Source organism: Streptomyces sp. NPDC048523, assembly GCF_043199815.1.
In the GTDB taxonomy this organism is placed as follows: Bacteria; Actinomycetota; Actinomycetes; order Streptomycetales; family Streptomycetaceae; genus Streptomyces.
Window position 1 is genome coordinate 31,009 of record NZ_JBICWQ010000015.1, and the last position, 15,855, is coordinate 46,863.

Genomic DNA, 15,855 nt, shown 5'->3' on the forward strand with positions numbered 1-15,855 from the left:
GAGAACGCCAGAGGGGGATGGGAGTGGAGGAAGGCTACTTCGGGGGCGAAGACGGCTCCGAAGACGAGTTAGACGAGCGGCGGGATCTCTTCCGGTATGTGACGGCCGACAACGCGGCCGAATACCTCGCCATCATGGACCAGTTCACGCAGACGCTGTTGACCGACCTGTCCGCCGCGGAGGTCAGCGAGGCCCTGGAGAAGCGCGGCATCGTCCTGTCCCCGGAGGATGCGGAGACCCGGTGCGGCAGCCTGGTCCGCTGGAAGAACCTCATGCCGTCCGCGCGTGATCCCCGTGTTCCCACGGTCGCAGCGCTGCGCTACACCCGGGCCCGTTTCCAGGTCACCCGGCTCGGCGGCACGGTCCACCGACAGGTCACCAAGGTCCTGCAGATGCGGGACGGTGCACGAGAGGTTGCGCGCGAACTGCTCGGCAGCATGGCCACGTTGCTGTCGAAGATCCTCCGCCAGGCCCACCATCCCCGCTCCATCGACGCCGAGGCCCTGGCAGCCGACGTCACCACCGTGTTCACCAACCAGGCGTACTTCGCCGACAGCATCCGCGACTTCTACGCCTATCTGTCGTCCGTACTGGTCCGCTATGACCTGGCCGGCGAGGAGTACGCGTCATTCAAGGGCCTGCTGCTGGAATACGTCCACCTCATCGACACCGACGTCTCCCGGCACTCACCCGCGGTCCTGAAATGCCTGGAAGACCTCCAGCCGGTCCTGGACCATGTCCTGAACGCCCTCGACAGCCTGCCGGGCCTGTCCTCCGCGGACGGCGCCCCCGTCGAACGGCTGCCCGGACGGCAATACAACGACTGGGCGGAGCTGCAGGCCTGGTACAGCGGCGGGGAGGGCGGCCTGTCCGGCCCGGCGCAGCTGCGGGCCGCGGCCGAGTCCGCTCTGGGGCAGTTGCTCACCAACGCGCGGCGCATGCTCACCCCCGGTGGCACCGGAGGAGCCAGGCGCAGCGACCTGATGCACCTGGCCGGGCTGTTCGCGCAGGCCAGTGTCGAAGAGGCCCACCGCGGCTTCTCGGCCGCCTTCGGCGCCTACCCCGCGCGTCATGTGAGTTTCGGACCCGAGGAGGCCGGCTCCCGCGACACCGCTTCGACCTCGTGGTGGGACGCGAGCCCCGTGGATGTCCCGGTCTCCTTGCGGGAGCGCGGTGACCGCACCGCGCGCGGCCGCACCGCGCGGGTGCCCGACCCGGGCTTGGACATCACCCGTCTGCAGGAAGAGGCCGCCCAGGAACTCGCGGCCCGGCGGACGGCCGGAGCTGAACTCGCTGCTGCCGGTGTGCTGGACGGAGTGCTCCTCACTCCCGCAGCCCGTGACCTGCTGCTGGAGCTGGTGTCTATGGCTCTGGCCAAGGAAGTCAGCCTGTCAGAAGTGGTGCGCGTGGACGACGTCGAGCTCAACGTCGCCGTGAACGTCGCGGAGTCGGACACCGACACCGTGATCAGATCGGACGACGGCGACACGACCTTCTTGTGTCTGGCTCTCAAAGCCTCCGCCGCCGACGGGGTCCGCCCCGGTGATGCAGCGGGTGAGAGCGCGGCAGACGAAAGCGCCGCCGACGCAGGAGAGGACCAGCAGCCGCCCGCGGAAGCAGGAGGCGTCCTGTGAGCGGGGACAACAGGCCGCCGGGCTCCACAGCGCAGCACGAGGCGGCGGAACGGCGCCTGGCGGCCCGTACCTTGCTCACCTGCCCGGTGCTCACGTCGCACCGACAGCCGGACGAACTGGCCGTGGTTCGCAGGCATTCCGCCGCGCTGCGGTCCACCTTCGCCAAGCTCCTGAGCTATCACCTCATCGTTGAGACCTCCTTTGCCCGGCTGGTGAAGACGCCCCCGAGCCCGGACGGTCCGCTGCGGCCCGTCCAGCGGGGCGACAGCCCGCCCTTCACCCCGGAGACTTATGCGCTGTTCTCGTTGGCCTGTGCCGCATTGCTCACACCCGGCACCGGGGAATGGCTGCTGATCTCCTCGCTGGTCGAACAGGTACGGGCCGATGCCGCCTCAGCCGGTGTCGAACTGCGCGACACTCCCTCGGAAAACCGCCGCCTGGTCCAGGCCATCGGACTCCTCATCGACTGGGGTGTGCTCACCGAGACCGACGGATCACTGTCCGCGTGGAGTGAACGGCGCGAGGAAGGTGTGCTGCAGATCCACCGTCCGTTGCTTCCACATGTGCTCCCCCGCCCATTGCGCAATGTGGCCTCCCTCGCCGACCTGGCGGCTCAGCTGCCGAGCGGGGCGACGGAGCCCCGGCGCAGTCTGCGCCGCCGACTGGTGGAGAACCCGCTGGTGAGACGAGAAGAGCTCCCGGAGGACGAGCGTGACGTCCTGTCCCGAGAACGTTCGGAGCTGACGCGCCTTCTGGAGGAGCACTTCGGGCTGACGCTGGAGGTCAGGGCGGAGGGAGCTTTGGCCTATGACACCGAAGGAACCCTCAGTGATGTGGCCTATCCGGGACCGGGCACTGTGCGCCAGGCAGCGCTGCTACTGACCGATGCACTGACCGATCTGGCCCGGCCCTCGGCTGGTCACCACGTCCCCGGCGCTGCGGCAGATGTCCCGGGCCTGCTGACGCCGTGGGACACGGTCCGCAGCGAACTGGACGGCCTGGCCTCGCGTTACTCCAGGGCCTGGGCCGGTGCCTACATTGCCGATCCGGCGCGTCTGCAGAAGGAGGTCGTGGCCCTGCTGGAATCCATGTCGCTTGCCCGCAGTCTGCCCGAGGGCCTGGTGCTGCATCCGGCCGCGGCCCGCTACCGACCCGAGCCGCACGCTCAGCCGACGCGTGCCGCACGGCGGCTTGCCGATACACCGCCCGAAGGCGGCGGTGCGCCACCTGCCGACACGCTGTTCACTGAGTCCTTCCTTGGGGAGGCATTGTGAGTGCCCTCGCCTTTCCCGGCCCGCGTAAACCTGAGAGCCCGGCCGACGGCCGAGCGCACGCCAATGCGACCCATCCGAACCGGTGGCGGCTGAACCGGGCAGGAATCGTGAACGTCTGGTTCTACTTCGACCAGCGCTTCGATCTCTCCGGCGGCCGCCTGGTCCTGCGCGGCTCGAACGGGTCAGGCAAGTCGAGGGCCCTGGAGATGCTGTTGCCATTCGTCCTGGACGCCGACCGGCGCCGCATGGATGCCACCGGCTCCGGCAAGGTTCGGCTGGAAGACCTGATGCGGGCCGGCGGCGACGGCCAGGCCAACCGGCTCGGGTACGTGTGGCTGGAGGTCACCCGTGATGTGGAGGGCGACGGCGGAGAACAGAGCACGGAGTTTCTGACCACAGGCGCCCTGATCCGCTTCTCGCACAGCACCGCGGAAGCAAAGGCCTGGTACTTCCTCACTCCCCTGCGGGTCGATGAGGACTTGGTCCTCCTCGACACCAGCCGGGTCCCGCTGTCGAAGGAAGGCCTGGCCGCCGTCATCGGAGCGGACCGTCTGACCTCATCTCCCGATGTCCACCGAGACCGGGTACGCACGGCCGTCTTCGGGCTCCACGGTGACCAGGGGCGAGAGCGGTATACAGGACTGCTCCAGCTGCTGCACACGCTGCGCTCACCCGACGTGGGCAATCGCATCGACGAAGGCCGCCTGCCCCAGATCCTTTCCGACGCCCTGCCCCCGCTGTCCGACAAGGCCATCGCCACCGCGGGTGAGGAACTCGACGGGCTGGAAGAGACCCGGGCCGCGCTGGCCCGGCTGGAAACCGCCTACGGTCACGTCGCAGACTTCCTCAGGGTCTACACCCGTTACGCCACCGGCGTCTGTATCGCCGCCAGTGACCGCACCCAGGCTGCGGCCGTCCTGGCCCGAGACACCGACGCGACGGCCACCGGGCGGGAGAAGACACACGTCCAGCTCGTCCGCGATCATGCCAATGCGGTAGCCCAGCTCAGGGAACTGGATGGCTACCGCGATGAGTTGGAAGCAACTGTTGACGGAATCCGGCAGTCGAGCGAGTACAAAGCTGCCCGGGAACTCAGCGAACGCCTCAGCACCTTGCAGGCTCTGGAAGCGGCCGCCCGCAACGCCATGGCCACCGCCCACGGGGCTCGCGAGGAAGAACAGCGCAGCGCCGACGCGTGCAATGAAGCGGCCCAGGACGCCAAGAGCGCGGCGGACGAGGCAGCTCAGATCGCCCAGCAGGCCAGCGAACTGCTGGTCCGGGCAGGTCTCAATACCCCGCTGCCCCCTGGCCCGGGAATCGAGGTGCTGCCGCCGGATCCCGTGGTGGAGCCGGTGCGCACGGCAGCGGATGCCGATCCTGAGCCCGTCAGCCGACCGGTAGCACTCCATCTCGTCCCCACACCGGACCACATCGCCATGACAACCGACTCACTGCTCGCTGCGACCCCAGCCCTGCGCTCCGCCGCTGCCACCCGGGCCCAGCAGGCAGCCGCACGAGCCGGCGAGGCCGACCAACTGGCGTCCTCCCTGGAGAAAGTTCGGCGCGCACAGGACCGGGCCGAAGACGCCGCCGAGGACGCCAATGGGGCCGCAGGTAAAGCTGAGCAGGCGGAAACGGACCGCGATGAAGCGGCAGCGGAGTTGGCCGCGGCCTGGCGGACCTGGACTGAGTCCGCGCGCTCGCAGCGCCTGCTGGGCGAGATTGACTGGAGCAGTACAGCCGTCGCCGCCCTCCTGGACGACGTCGAGGCCCTGGCCGGTGACGTACTCGCCAGCCCGGAAGCCGACCGTGAACTTGCCCTCCTGGACGCCGTCGCCCAGCAGGTGGCCGCACCGGCCCGGGCCCGGCATGCACAGAAGATGGCCGCGCTGGCCGCACAGGCGCAACAGGACAACGCCCGGCGTGAGCAGCTGCTGGCCGAAGCCGGGGAACTGCGCCGGGAGCGCGACATGCCACCGGCGGTGCCCGACTGGCTGGACAGCCCGCCTGCCGGTGCACCGGCACTGTGGCAGCTGCTGGAATTCCGTCCCGAGGTCGGCGCACCCGTCCGGGCCGGCGTGGAGGGCGCTCTGCTGGCCTCGGGGCTGCTGTACGGCACGCTGACGCAGGACGGTGAGGTGGTCGCCAAGAGCGGCCAGCTGCTGCTGGGGACGGAGGGCCCCCCGGCGCTGCGCTCGCTGCGCACGCTGCTGGTCCCGGCCACAAGCGACCGCAGGCAGGCGGCACGCGTAAACGCTGTCCTGGATCAGGTCGCCCTGAGTCCTGGGCATCCCACCTGGGTGTCGTCCGACGGCTCGTGGGGCAACGGTCCTTTGACCGGACGTCACCTGCCCGCCGCTGCCCGCTACATCGGAGCCACTGCGCGTGCAACCGCCCGCGCGGCCCGTCTCGCCGAGATCGACGTGCTGCTTGAGCAGTTGCAGCAGGCGGCACACCTGCGCAGTGAGCAGCAGGAGGTTTTGGAGGCCTGGCTGCAGGATCTGGAGAGCCACTTGGTGGAGGCTCCACGCTCCGCAAAGCTTGTGACGCTGCGCCTGCAGGCAATCTCAGCCCGCTCGGACGCCGTTTCCAGCCGCAGGAAAGCAGGCACGCTCGCGGAAGAGGCAGAGCGGATGCAGCGGGCCTGGACAGCCCGTCAACGCAGCCATCGTGAGGTCTGCGCGGCCCTGGGGATGCCTGACGATGCAGAGGGCCTGCGAGCCATGCAGGTCTGTGCAGAGCAGTCGCAGACCATGTGCAGGGATGTGGACCGCGCCTGCGAAGCGGTCAAGAAGCATCTCGCCCGCCAGCAGCTTCTGCTTGCCCGCCTGCACACAGTCCGCGACCGCCGCAGTGAGGCAGAAGAACACGCCGAGTCGGCAGGCCTGGACTGGTCGCGGGAGGCGTCCGCGCTGGCCGCATTGCGAGAGAGCCTCGGATCTAGCCCCCAGGAGGTACACGACCGTCTCGACGCAGCCGAACGGGAACTGAAGCAGACAAAGGAGATCCTGCAGCGCACCAACAGCCAGGTACTCTCGCTGACCGGTCAGGTGGCCGCGGCCAGGGAGAAGGCGCAGGGAGCCCGGGAGAAAGCGCAGGAAGCACGGGCTGCCCTCATCCAGCAGGCCCAGTCCTTGCACCGGCGGCTGAACCATCCGGCTCTGGCCGTGGCCTTGGTCCCGGGCTCGGTCGCGCCTGCGGAACTGCTGTCGGCGAGCACCAGTGCAGACAACGTCCTTGCAGCGGTGCGCGAGGTCCGGGCAGCGGTCCAGCGGCCGGACAGCACCGCCGATGCCACAGCGCTGGTGCGCGCCCAGTCGGTACTGGAACGCCACACTGCAGGCGCCTACGACGTGACGGTAACGATCGAGGACGAACTCCATATCGTGGAACTGACAGATGCCGGCGGTCGGCGCCATATCGCCGATGCCGCAGTCGAATTGCGTGAACGACGCGATCGCGGCCGCAGCGCACTGACGCAGCGGGAGCGCACGGCCTTTCACAACTTCGTCCTGGGCGGGATGGCCGAAGAACTCCGCAACCGCATCCTCGAGGCCGAAGGCCTGATCAAGGCGATGAACGCCTCGCTTCAGCCCATCACCACCAGCCACGGCATCGGTGTCAAAATCCGCTGGCGGCTGGCCGATTCGGCCAACGAGCACATCACGCGGATCAAGGAGCTGATGAAACGCGACGTCCATGTGCTGCGCGAGGCGGAGTCCGAAGAACTCATCAGTCGACTCAAGGCACTCGTGGACACCGCCTACAGCGACGACCCGCAGGCTGGATACGCCACCCACCTGCGCACGGCACTCGACTATCGGGCCTGGCACGTCGTGGACGCCTTCATCACCGGTCCCGAGCCGGGCCAGGAGCGCAAGATCAGCCGCCGTGCCAAGCTCTCACAGGGTGAAACCCGCTTCGTGTCCTACGTGACCTTGTTCGCCGCCGCTGACGCCTACCTCAGCAGCCTGCCCGACACCGGCCGGGCACTGCGGCTGATCCTCCTGGACGACGCCTTCGCCAAAGTCGACCACCGCACCATCGGTGAACTGATGGTGCTCCTGGTCCGCCTGGACCTCGACTTCGTCATGACCGGACACGCCCTGTGGGGATTCTTCCCAGAAGTTCCTGCCTTGGACGCCTACGAAGTGCGCCGTGCCGAAGGCACGGCGGCCGTGACCACACACGTCCACTGGGACGGCCGCACCCGCCACCTGCGTGCCGCATCATGAGCACCCACTCCCTCCCCCGGCTCCCCGCCCCCATCCGCAGCTACCTCAACGACCCCAGCCTCACCGCGCTATGGGCCGCTGCCCGCAAACGGCTGGAGCGCAATCGCCTGGCCCCCACCGGCACGGTGCAAGCCCAGCTCGACGCCGAAGGTGCCAACCGGCTGGGAGGGCTACTCGGCACCCGGCTCGAGCCCGGCCTACGCCGCATCCAACTGGGCTCCTTGGACGCTGCCTTGAGGGCATCGGCCGCCCAATGCGGCCTCGTCAGCGTCGTGGCAGATCTGACCGGCCACCCCCTGCAAGACCGGATGTCGGCCAAGGAGGCACAGCAGACAGCGTGGACAGCGCTCTGGCAGCAACTGGATGCCGACCTCACCGAAGCAGGCCTAGCCCATGCGGGCTGGATCGGCGACTGGCTTAGGGAGTTGAGAAGCGGCATTCTCACCCGCGCCGGCATCGAAGCGGCCACTACCGCCCTCGGCAGCGCCGTACGCACCATCAAGACACTCACGAACACGCCCCTTCACCCCCCGGACGGGACCGGAGCCGAGGCTGTGAAGCAGTGGGAGCTGAGCGAGCTCGCCGCGCACACGACCGGCGACGCCCACGGACTCGACGAGGGCCGTCTCACCAGCCTCCTAGTCCTCAAGGCCATTGCGGCAGCCTGCACACTGCCGTCGCCCGACTCGGCGGCAAGCCGCCGGCTGTTGTGGGAGCGGGTCGGCGTCAGCACAGACACCCTGTCGGGAACCGTCATGGTGTGGCGGCTCGCCCCTCCCGGACCGCATCCTTGGGCCCAGATGATGCGCACCCGGCGTGACCTCGCGCTGGTGACACACCTGACCCTTCAGGAGCTGCGCACGGTCCCCGATGTCACTCTGACAGAGCCGGGAACAACCGTGTACATCTGCGAGAACCCGCAAGTACTTCAGGCGGCCGCACGATACGGCCTGCCCAGCGTCCTGGTGTGCGTCAGCGGCAACCCGTCCGCAGCAGGATGGGAATTACTGCAACGGCTCATCGCCAGTGGAGCGAACGTCGCCTACCATGGCGACTTCGACTGGCCCGGCGTCGCCATCGCTGAACGGGTAATTCGACTGGGCGCTCGCCCGTGGCGCATGTACAGCACGGACTATCTCGACGCACTAGCGGCACTGCCTGCCGACCGGCTTACCCCGCTCACGGGGACCCCTGCGCCCTCCCCCTGGGATCCGCAGCTTGAAGCCATGATGGCTCAACGAGGCCTTGCAGTGCACGAGGAAGCGCTCCTGGCCGACCTTCTCGGCGACCTGCGGGCTCCGTCCAACGGGTAGGGGTTCCCGTGAAGGTGATGCGGCTGCGCTGACACGAACGACCACACCGACCACCTCGACTCGTCCCGCTCCGCGCCCTCTGAGGTACACCCATGCCGCTGCCACACGACGACATCCGCACCACCGTCGAAACCTACCTCGCCCTCCACCCTCACGAGCGTCCACAGCTCGGCGGCCTCCTGAAGGCCCTCGACCGGCCAAACGACATCGCCAGCCGCTCCACCCTCACCGGACACGTCACTTGCGGCGCGATTGTCATCGACCCCCTCGGCCGCGTCTTGCACGGACTGCACCGCGCGAGCGGGAAGGTACTCGCTCCCGGAGGACACGCCCAACCCGAAGACGAGTCCCTGGCAGACGCGGCTCTGCGGGAGCTGCACGAGAAGACCGGGATCCCACCCCAAGCCGTGGCACCGTGGCCCGGCTACGAGACCGTGCCGTTCCACATCGACATCCACGACATCGACGCCCACCCGGGCAACGGCGAACCCGGCCACCCGCACTTCGACCTCCGCTTTCTCTTCCGCCTGCTCACCGCGGCAGAAGTGCCGGTGGTGCTGCAGGAAGAAGAGGTGGCCGGCGTCGAGTGGCGTCCCGTGGACAGGGTGACTTCCCCCTCACTGCGCGAGAAACTGCTCAATCTCCCACCCGCCGCCGAACCGGTGACCGCCAACGCCTCCGCCCTCATCTACAACGACCGCGGCGAGTACCTGCTCCACCTGCGCGACTACTTCCCCGGCCAGATCTGGGAACCGGGCATGTGGTCACTGCTGGGCGGCGGCCGAGAACCCCAGGACGCCACCCTGGAACACACCGTGCGGCGTGAGCTGCACGAGGAAGCCGGCCTCCACCTCACTGACCTGACCCCGTTCGGCACCGAGGAAGCAAAGAGCGACGCCGGCACGACCGTGCCCATCGCCATCTACGCCGGCCGCTGGAACGGCGACCCTCGTGATCTCCACCTGACGGAAGGGGTGATGCTGGCCTGGTTCGCCCCCGACGACCTCCACCGCCTGCGCATCGCACCCACCACCAGCGACCTCGTACGGCGTCACGCCGCCAGCCACCCGGTCGGCGCATCCCGCACCGCGCCACAGGGCGGGACCGCATCGGAGGGGGAGCGCCGCCCGGCCTCCCCGCACGGCACGGTCCTCAACGTCATCGGCGTCCACCTCTACCTGGAGCGGCCCGATGGAACAGTGCTACTCGGGCTGCGCCACCCCGACTCCGCGTTCGCGCCCTCCACCTGGCACGTCCTGGCCGGCCACTGCGAGCAGGAGAGCGCCATCACCTGCCTGATCAGGGAGGCGCAAGAGGAGGCCGGCCTGCAGATCCAGGCCCAGGACGTCGAACTCGTCCACGTCGTCCACCACATCGACCGGGCCGGGGACCAGCCCCGCATGGGCCTGTTCTTCCGCGCCAGGACCTGGACCGGCGAGCCAGACCTGCGCGAGCCGGACAAGTGCACTCAGTGGAAGTTCTGGGACCCGACCGCGCTTCCCGACAACCTCGTCCCCTACACCCGGGTTGCCATCGAGGGCATCCGCGCCGGCCGCCCCTACTCCGAAACGGGATGGGATGAGCACGCCTCCGACCACGCACACACACCCGAGGACGTGCAATAGCTCTCCGAGCAGGCGGTGGGACGCATCATCACCTGGACGGACACCTCCTGGGCCCGCGAGAACAGCCGGGTATGGGGCCCATGGAGCAGAGGGCGGGACCTGGTACGTCAGGCTCCAAATGTCCTTTGGCCCGCGGCGCGGCGCCCGGAACCTTGGTTGGCTCGGGCGCCGTGTGGTCACAGCATCGCGGGGGGCTGTTCAGACGGCTGTCAGCTGCCGGTATTCATGTGTGGTGAGCGGGAAGCGGGAGGAGAGCACGTCGGAGTGCACGTCGCCGGTGAGGGCGGCGAGGAGGAATTCGGTGCAGGTCATGGGGTAGTGCTCCCAGCGGTCGCCGCGGGCCTCGTTGACCATGACGGTCCACTGGTCGGGGTGCTGGCCTGGTTTTGCGAGCCAGTAGAGGCATTCGCCGTTGTCGGTGGTGGCCCAGGGGATGACCCGGCTGCCAAGGTCCGCGAGTTCGTCGGGCTTCTTCTCGAACTCCCAAAGTCCTTCCAGGGCTTCGGCCTGCTGGTCTTCCCATTCGATGAGGTCGTAGTTGTCATTGGGGCAGCCTGGTTCGAGGAGGTAGAGGTAGTCGTCCCAGTTGCTTCCGCCGTAGGTGTGGATGAGTTCCTTGTAGTCGGTGGGGAGGGTGACGCCGAGCTGCTCTTGGACCGCGTCCCAGTCCGTGGTCCTGGGCTCGGAGGGCGGGGTGATCAGCTGGGTGAGGCGGGCGAGTGCGGCGTTCATGAAGTCTCCCTCCGTGGATGTGCTTGTCCTGCTCTATCACGTACGCGTGACCGGCGTGCTGTGGGTCAGGTGCCGCGTTTCTTGTTGGGGATGAAGGCCGAGTTGGTGGGCTCGGTGTTGCCGGTGCTTCGGTGTTCGGTGAACTGGAAGCCGTTGTTGCCGTGGGCTTCGACCCGTACCCCAAGGGGGATCTTGTTCGCGCCGTCGTAGACGGGGGTCACGCTGTACTGGATGATCTCCCCCTTCGTGACGGCGGCGCGTACCTGGTTCTCGATGTGCCGCATGACGGGCGAGTTTGCGTAGGAGTGCATGGTGACGAAGTTGCGGGGGTCGTAGTTCGAGCCGCCGAGCTGGGCGCCGAGCAGGTGGGCTCGGTTGTAGCCCTTGTCCTTCTCCCAGCCGGGCGGGTCGCCGTGCGGGTCGGTGGGGTTGGCGCCCATCATGTCCAGGCCGAGGGTGGCGTGCATGGCGCCCGGGCGGCCCCCGTCGCGGCTGTAGACGACGCGGCCGCCCCAGCTGGGGTCGTCGGGTTCGTTCTTGCGACACGACTGCGGTGCGAGGCCGAGCGGGTCGATCCAGGTGAGCGGGTTGGCGACATAGGCGAAGGGGTTGGGTGCCGGGGCCAGGCCGAGAGGGTCCGGGGTGAGGTAGCGGGCCACTTCCGGGTCATAGTGGCGGAAGTAGTTGTAGTGCAGTTGGGTTTCGGGGTCGAAGTACTGGCCGGGGAAGCGCAGCGGTGTGTAGGCGGTGGCCCCGTTGTCCCAGCCGGTGATCCCCCACAGGGTGCTGCGGGCCCGCCAGGCGGTGTGGCCCTGGTCGTCGACGAGTTCGGTCGGGGTCCCGACGAGGTCGGTGATGATCGCGAAGAAGCGCTGGTCGACGACGTCTTGTGGGGCGTCGGCGTGGAGTTTGCGTTCGGCCTGGGAGATGGGGGTGAGGCCGTCGTGTTCCCAGGTGAGGCAGATCGCGTCGGGGGCGCCGGGGGTGTGGGTGGTCTGCTCGACGAGGGTGGTGCCGTCCCAGGTGAACCGGGTCTCCTCGAGGACCGTGGTGTGGTCGGCGGCTATGCGCTGTTTGGCCAGGCGGCGGCCGAGCGGGTCGTAGCGGTAGCGCCACCGGGTGCCGTCGGGGGTGGTGACGGTGGTGAGGCGGTCTTCTGCGTCCCAGGTGTAGCGCCAGGTGTCCGGCTTGCGTGACAGGCGCGTCTTTTGGCGCAGGACGATGCGGCCCGAGGAGTCGTACTCGTAGCGGATGTTGCCGGCGCGGGTGACGCGCATGCCTTGGTATTCGCGTTCGCCGCCCGCTTCCTGGCGGTGGCCGGTGCCGGGCCACTGGGCGGTGCTCTGGTTGCCGGCCTCGTCGTAGGCGTAGCTCTCGCTCCAGCTGTCCGCCTGTACGGAGGTGACCCGGCCGACAGTGTCAAGGTCCAGGCGCAGACGTCCGTCGCGGGCGTCCTCGATCGCCGTGACGTGTCCGTCGGGGCGGTAGGTGTAGGCGCGCTGCCACAGCTGCTCGCCGCCTGCGTGGTGCAGGGACTGGGTGGCGATGCGGCCGAGCTCGTCGTAGGCGGTGCCGAGGGCGAGGTGAGGGCCGATGTGCCGGGCGATCTCCCGTCCCGCGGCATCGTGTGCGGACGTGAGGGTCTTGCCGAAGGCGGAGACCGAGCTGCGGTTGCCGGCGGCGTCGTAGCGGTACTGGCTGACGGCGCCGGTGGGCGTGGTGCGCTGGGTGCGGCGGCCCAGCGCGTCGTACTGGAAGGTGAGCGTGCGCTCGTCGACGGACTCGGCGACGATGCGGCCCGCGGCGTCGCGCTGGAAGGTGACGGTGCAGTCGGCACTGGCGGCCTGGGCGAGTTCACCCAGGGTGTCGTAGGCGTAGGTGACGTGGTGGCCGTCGACGCTCTTGCGGACCGTGCGGCCCAGGATGTCGCGCTCGTAGCCGATGACGGCGCCGGAGGGCAGGGTGCGGGCGGTGAGCTGCCCGCCCGCGTCCAGGGCGTAGGAGAGGGTGCGGCCGTCGAAGTCGGTTTCCGCGGTGAGCCGTCCCGCTGCGTCGTACTGGTAGGTCCAGGTCAGGCCCTGCGGGTTGGTGACCTGGCGCAGTCGCAGCTCCGCGTCGTAGTCGAAGGCATAACGCACGCCGTCTGGCCCGGTGCGCGCGGCGACCAGGTCGAAGTGCGTGTACTCGAAACGGGTGGTGGCGCCGACCGGGTCGGTGTGGGCGGTGCAGTTTCCCTCACCGTCATAGGTCCAGGACTCTGTGCTGCCGTCTGGGTAGGTGCGGCGGAGCAGCTTGCCTTCGGCGTTCCATTCCAGGCGGCTGATCTGCCCGTCGGGACCATGAATCGCGACGGGCCGGCCGAAGGGGTCCCGTTCGAATCGGGTGGGCACGCCCAGCGGGTCGGCGAGTTCCACGGGCAGCCCGGCGCGGTCGCAGCGGATCGTGACCGTCTCACCGAGGGCATTGGTCACCGCCGTGACGCCACCGGATGCGTCGTGGGCGTAGTGCACGCCCAGGCCGGCCGGATTCGTGACGGCAGTGCGGTTGCCCCGCTCGTCGTAGGCGTACTCCAGGCGTGCGCCACCCGGCTCGACGATGGTGAGCGGCTGGTGAAGGTGGTTGTAGGTGACGTGGGTATGCCGGCCGTCGGCGTGCTCGACGGTGACGAGGTTGCCGTGCTCGTCCCACTTGAAGCCGGTCGTGCGGCCGAGCGGATCGGTGCGCGCGAGCAGCTGGTCACGGTCGTCGAAGCGCTGGACGGTGGTGTGTCCGAGCGGGTCTGTCTCGGCGATGATCTGGCCGCGCTCGCTGAGCCGGAACTCGGTGACCGCGCCCACCGCGTTGGTCCAGCGTGTCGTGCGGTGCTCGGTGTCGTAGACGAAGGTGCTGGACTGGAAGCCGTCCGGCCCCACGGTCTGTACGACACGGCCGGCCGTGTCGTAGGCGTAGCGGTAGGTGGACTCGTTGCGGTCGGTCCACGAGGTGATGCGGCCCTGCGCGTCGTAGGTGAAGCGCAGCGGCATTCCGGAGGAGTTGATGACCTCGGTGAGGTCACCCTGGTCGTCGTAGCCGAACTCGGCAACGGGCAGGGCGGATTCGCCGTCACCTTGGCCGCGAAGAGCGAGAGCGGTGACGCGACCGTGGTCGCCAATGACCTTGATGCCGTAGCCGCCGCTGTGGGTGATGTCGAGAGGGCGGCCGGTGGCGTCACGGTGGATGTCGATCTGGTTGCCGTTACGGTCTTCAATCGTGGTCAGCCACAGCTGCCAGCCCTTGCCACCCGGCTTGGAGAAGTAGCGCGTCCAGCCCGTGCGCGGGTCGCTCGCCGCGAACTCAAGATCGGGGGCGCCCATCTCGGAGATCCGCCGCAGCGGGATACGCGGACCCTCCAACGGCCAGACCTCAGGCGTCTGCGGGCCGGGCAGCTGCTCGTAGACGAGGACCGTGCCGTCCTCACGCGCCCACATCGCCTGATTGCGGATGTCGACCTCGATGCGCTCGTCCAGCGTCGAGGTCCACGAGCGGCCGAACCACACTCCGAAGGTGTAGTCGGACAGGTGCGTGCGCTTGAGGACCAGCGGCAGCACGCCGGGAAGATCCAAGTCGGTCTGTTCCAGCAGCATCTGGCCGCTGGCCACATCGACCGGGTCAGTACGGCAGACCCGCTTGCCCGGCTCCACACCATGATGGCGCGCATCATCGCGGGCACTGTTCAGCGGATCCGGGCCCTTGCCACCCCGCCCGCCGTTGTTGCGGGCGCCGGGCACCTTGGGGGTGTCCGACTCACCCTTGGTGAGTGCCTTGAGCCGGTCGGAGATGTCGCTGTCGTTTTGGCGATGGGTGCGCGAGGTGGCGCGCAACCCGCCGGGCACGTCCTCCGTGAGGTGCTTGCCGACCTTCTTCAGCGCCTTCTCAGCGCCGTTGAGCGCACCATGGAGCACGGAGTCGAACGCCTGCGTGAACGGGTCGCGGCCCCTGGTGCGGCCGAAAGCACCCTTGGCCCGGCCCAGCGAACCGAGCGAGTCGATGTGCAGGGCCTCGCCGTGGCGGGACAGCTTGCCCGCCCCGTTCTCGTACTCCTCATGGTCGATGAACACCCGGCCACCACCCCCTCCCCCACCGCCCGCGGAGGACCCGCCTGCGGAGGCGAGGGTCATACCGGTGTGACTGCCTCCGTGACCGCCCTCCCCCGCGCCGCCGGTGGCAGGCGGGAGCTTGATGAGGTTGTCGGTCAGGTCCAGAACGGTGTCCTCGACCATCTGCTCCAGCCGGCCAGTGATCGGCTCCGTGACCCGGGCCAGGAGTTCATCGACGATCTGGTCCGCCGCCTCGTCGATGATCCGCTTGATCAGCTGGCGCATCGCGGCCGTCTCCGCCGCACCCACGATCGCGGACAGGCCGCCGGTGACGACCGCGAGACCCAGGCTGACACCGATCGAGGCCGCCATGACCCCGAGTTCGATCTCGGCCTTGGTCTTCATCCCGTAGATGATGTCCGCGACCACGTCACAGGCATCCGAGAACAGCCGGGCGATATCCGGCACCTTCTCCAGATGCCCCGACTTCACCAAGTCCCAGTGCTCCTGCAGCGCATCGACCGCCGCACCCTCGCTGGAAGCCAGAATGCGGCTGACCGCCGCATGCGCCTCCGCACCGTGCCCCTCGAACTGCTCGGCGAACTCCCGCATGGCATCAGCCATCTCGCGGTAGTCGTCCTCATCGACGTTCGGCCAGTTGATCCCGATGAAATCCAGGATCTCGTCCATCCAGCCAGGCAGGACGTAGCCCATCCCCCGTCAACACCCCTCACCACTCAGGCCACTTCACGCACACCCACCCGAAGCGTGCGCCCCCGCCACCCTAACTGGAGGCATCTCCTTCGGATCAGCGATCACCAGGCACGGTCATCCGGCTTTCCTTGGAGCGCTCTTCCTCACCATGCGTGAGGGGTTGGCAGTCGGCCGGGGCAGCGCGGGCCGGGGGCGGGTGTTCCCCCCATCGGCTGGGGCCGGACCCCGCCGGTCAACACGACGACCTCGGCG

7 protein-coding genes are annotated in these 15,855 nt (G+C 68.7%); 5 read left to right on the forward strand and 2 right to left on the reverse strand.

Translation table 11 applies throughout. The annotated features are described in order from the left end of the window. Positions 1-17 precede the first annotated feature (17 nt). The 5 genes from ACGFWE_RS41130 to ACGFWE_RS41150 all read left to right on the forward strand — a co-directional run bounded on the left by ACGFWE_RS41130 (position 18) and on the right by ACGFWE_RS41150 (position 10,081). Positions 18-1,634 (forward strand): TIGR02677 family protein, encoded by a 1,617-nt coding sequence (locus ACGFWE_RS41130; RefSeq protein ID WP_393605580.1) that lies wholly within the window; start codon positions 18-20, stop codon positions 1,632-1,634. Continuing rightward, positions 1,631-2,908 (forward strand): TIGR02678 family protein, encoded by a 1,278-nt coding sequence (locus tag ACGFWE_RS41135; RefSeq protein ID WP_393605582.1) that lies wholly within the window; start codon positions 1,631-1,633, stop codon positions 2,906-2,908. The genes ACGFWE_RS41130 and ACGFWE_RS41135 overlap by 4 nt, the downstream gene beginning before the upstream one ends. Beyond that, positions 2,905-7,143, forward strand: coding sequence for a TIGR02680 family protein (locus tag ACGFWE_RS41140; RefSeq protein ID WP_393605584.1), 4,239 nt, complete (start codon positions 2,905-2,907; stop codon positions 7,141-7,143). The genes ACGFWE_RS41135 and ACGFWE_RS41140 overlap by 4 nt, the downstream gene beginning before the upstream one ends. Further along, on the forward strand, positions 7,140-8,456 hold the full coding sequence (locus ACGFWE_RS41145; RefSeq protein ID WP_393605586.1) for a TIGR02679 family protein: 1,317 nt from the start codon (positions 7,140-7,142) through the stop codon (positions 8,454-8,456). The genes ACGFWE_RS41140 and ACGFWE_RS41145 overlap by 4 nt, the downstream gene beginning before the upstream one ends. 92 nt (positions 8,457-8,548) lie before the next feature. Further along, positions 8,549-10,081 carry an NUDIX domain-containing protein gene (locus ACGFWE_RS41150; protein ID WP_393605588.1) on the forward strand — a complete coding sequence of 511 codons (1,533 nt, stop codon included), beginning with the start codon at positions 8,549-8,551 and terminating at the stop codon, positions 10,079-10,081. A 198-nt stretch (positions 10,082-10,279) separates the two neighbouring features. On the opposite strand, the gene ACGFWE_RS41155 is transcribed toward ACGFWE_RS41150, so the two are convergent. Together ACGFWE_RS41155 and ACGFWE_RS41160 are read right to left on the reverse strand one after the other, a co-directional pair. After that, complete coding sequence (locus ACGFWE_RS41155; protein WP_393605590.1) at positions 10,280-10,813, reverse strand: SMI1/KNR4 family protein; 534 nt, start codon at positions 10,811-10,813, stop codon at positions 10,280-10,282. Between the two features lie 65 nt (positions 10,814-10,878). Then, positions 10,879-15,603, reverse strand: a complete 4,725-nt coding sequence (locus tag ACGFWE_RS41160) for an RHS repeat-associated core domain-containing protein (protein WP_393605592.1) — start codon at positions 15,601-15,603, stop codon at positions 10,879-10,881. Positions 15,604-15,855: the final 252 nt, after the last annotated feature.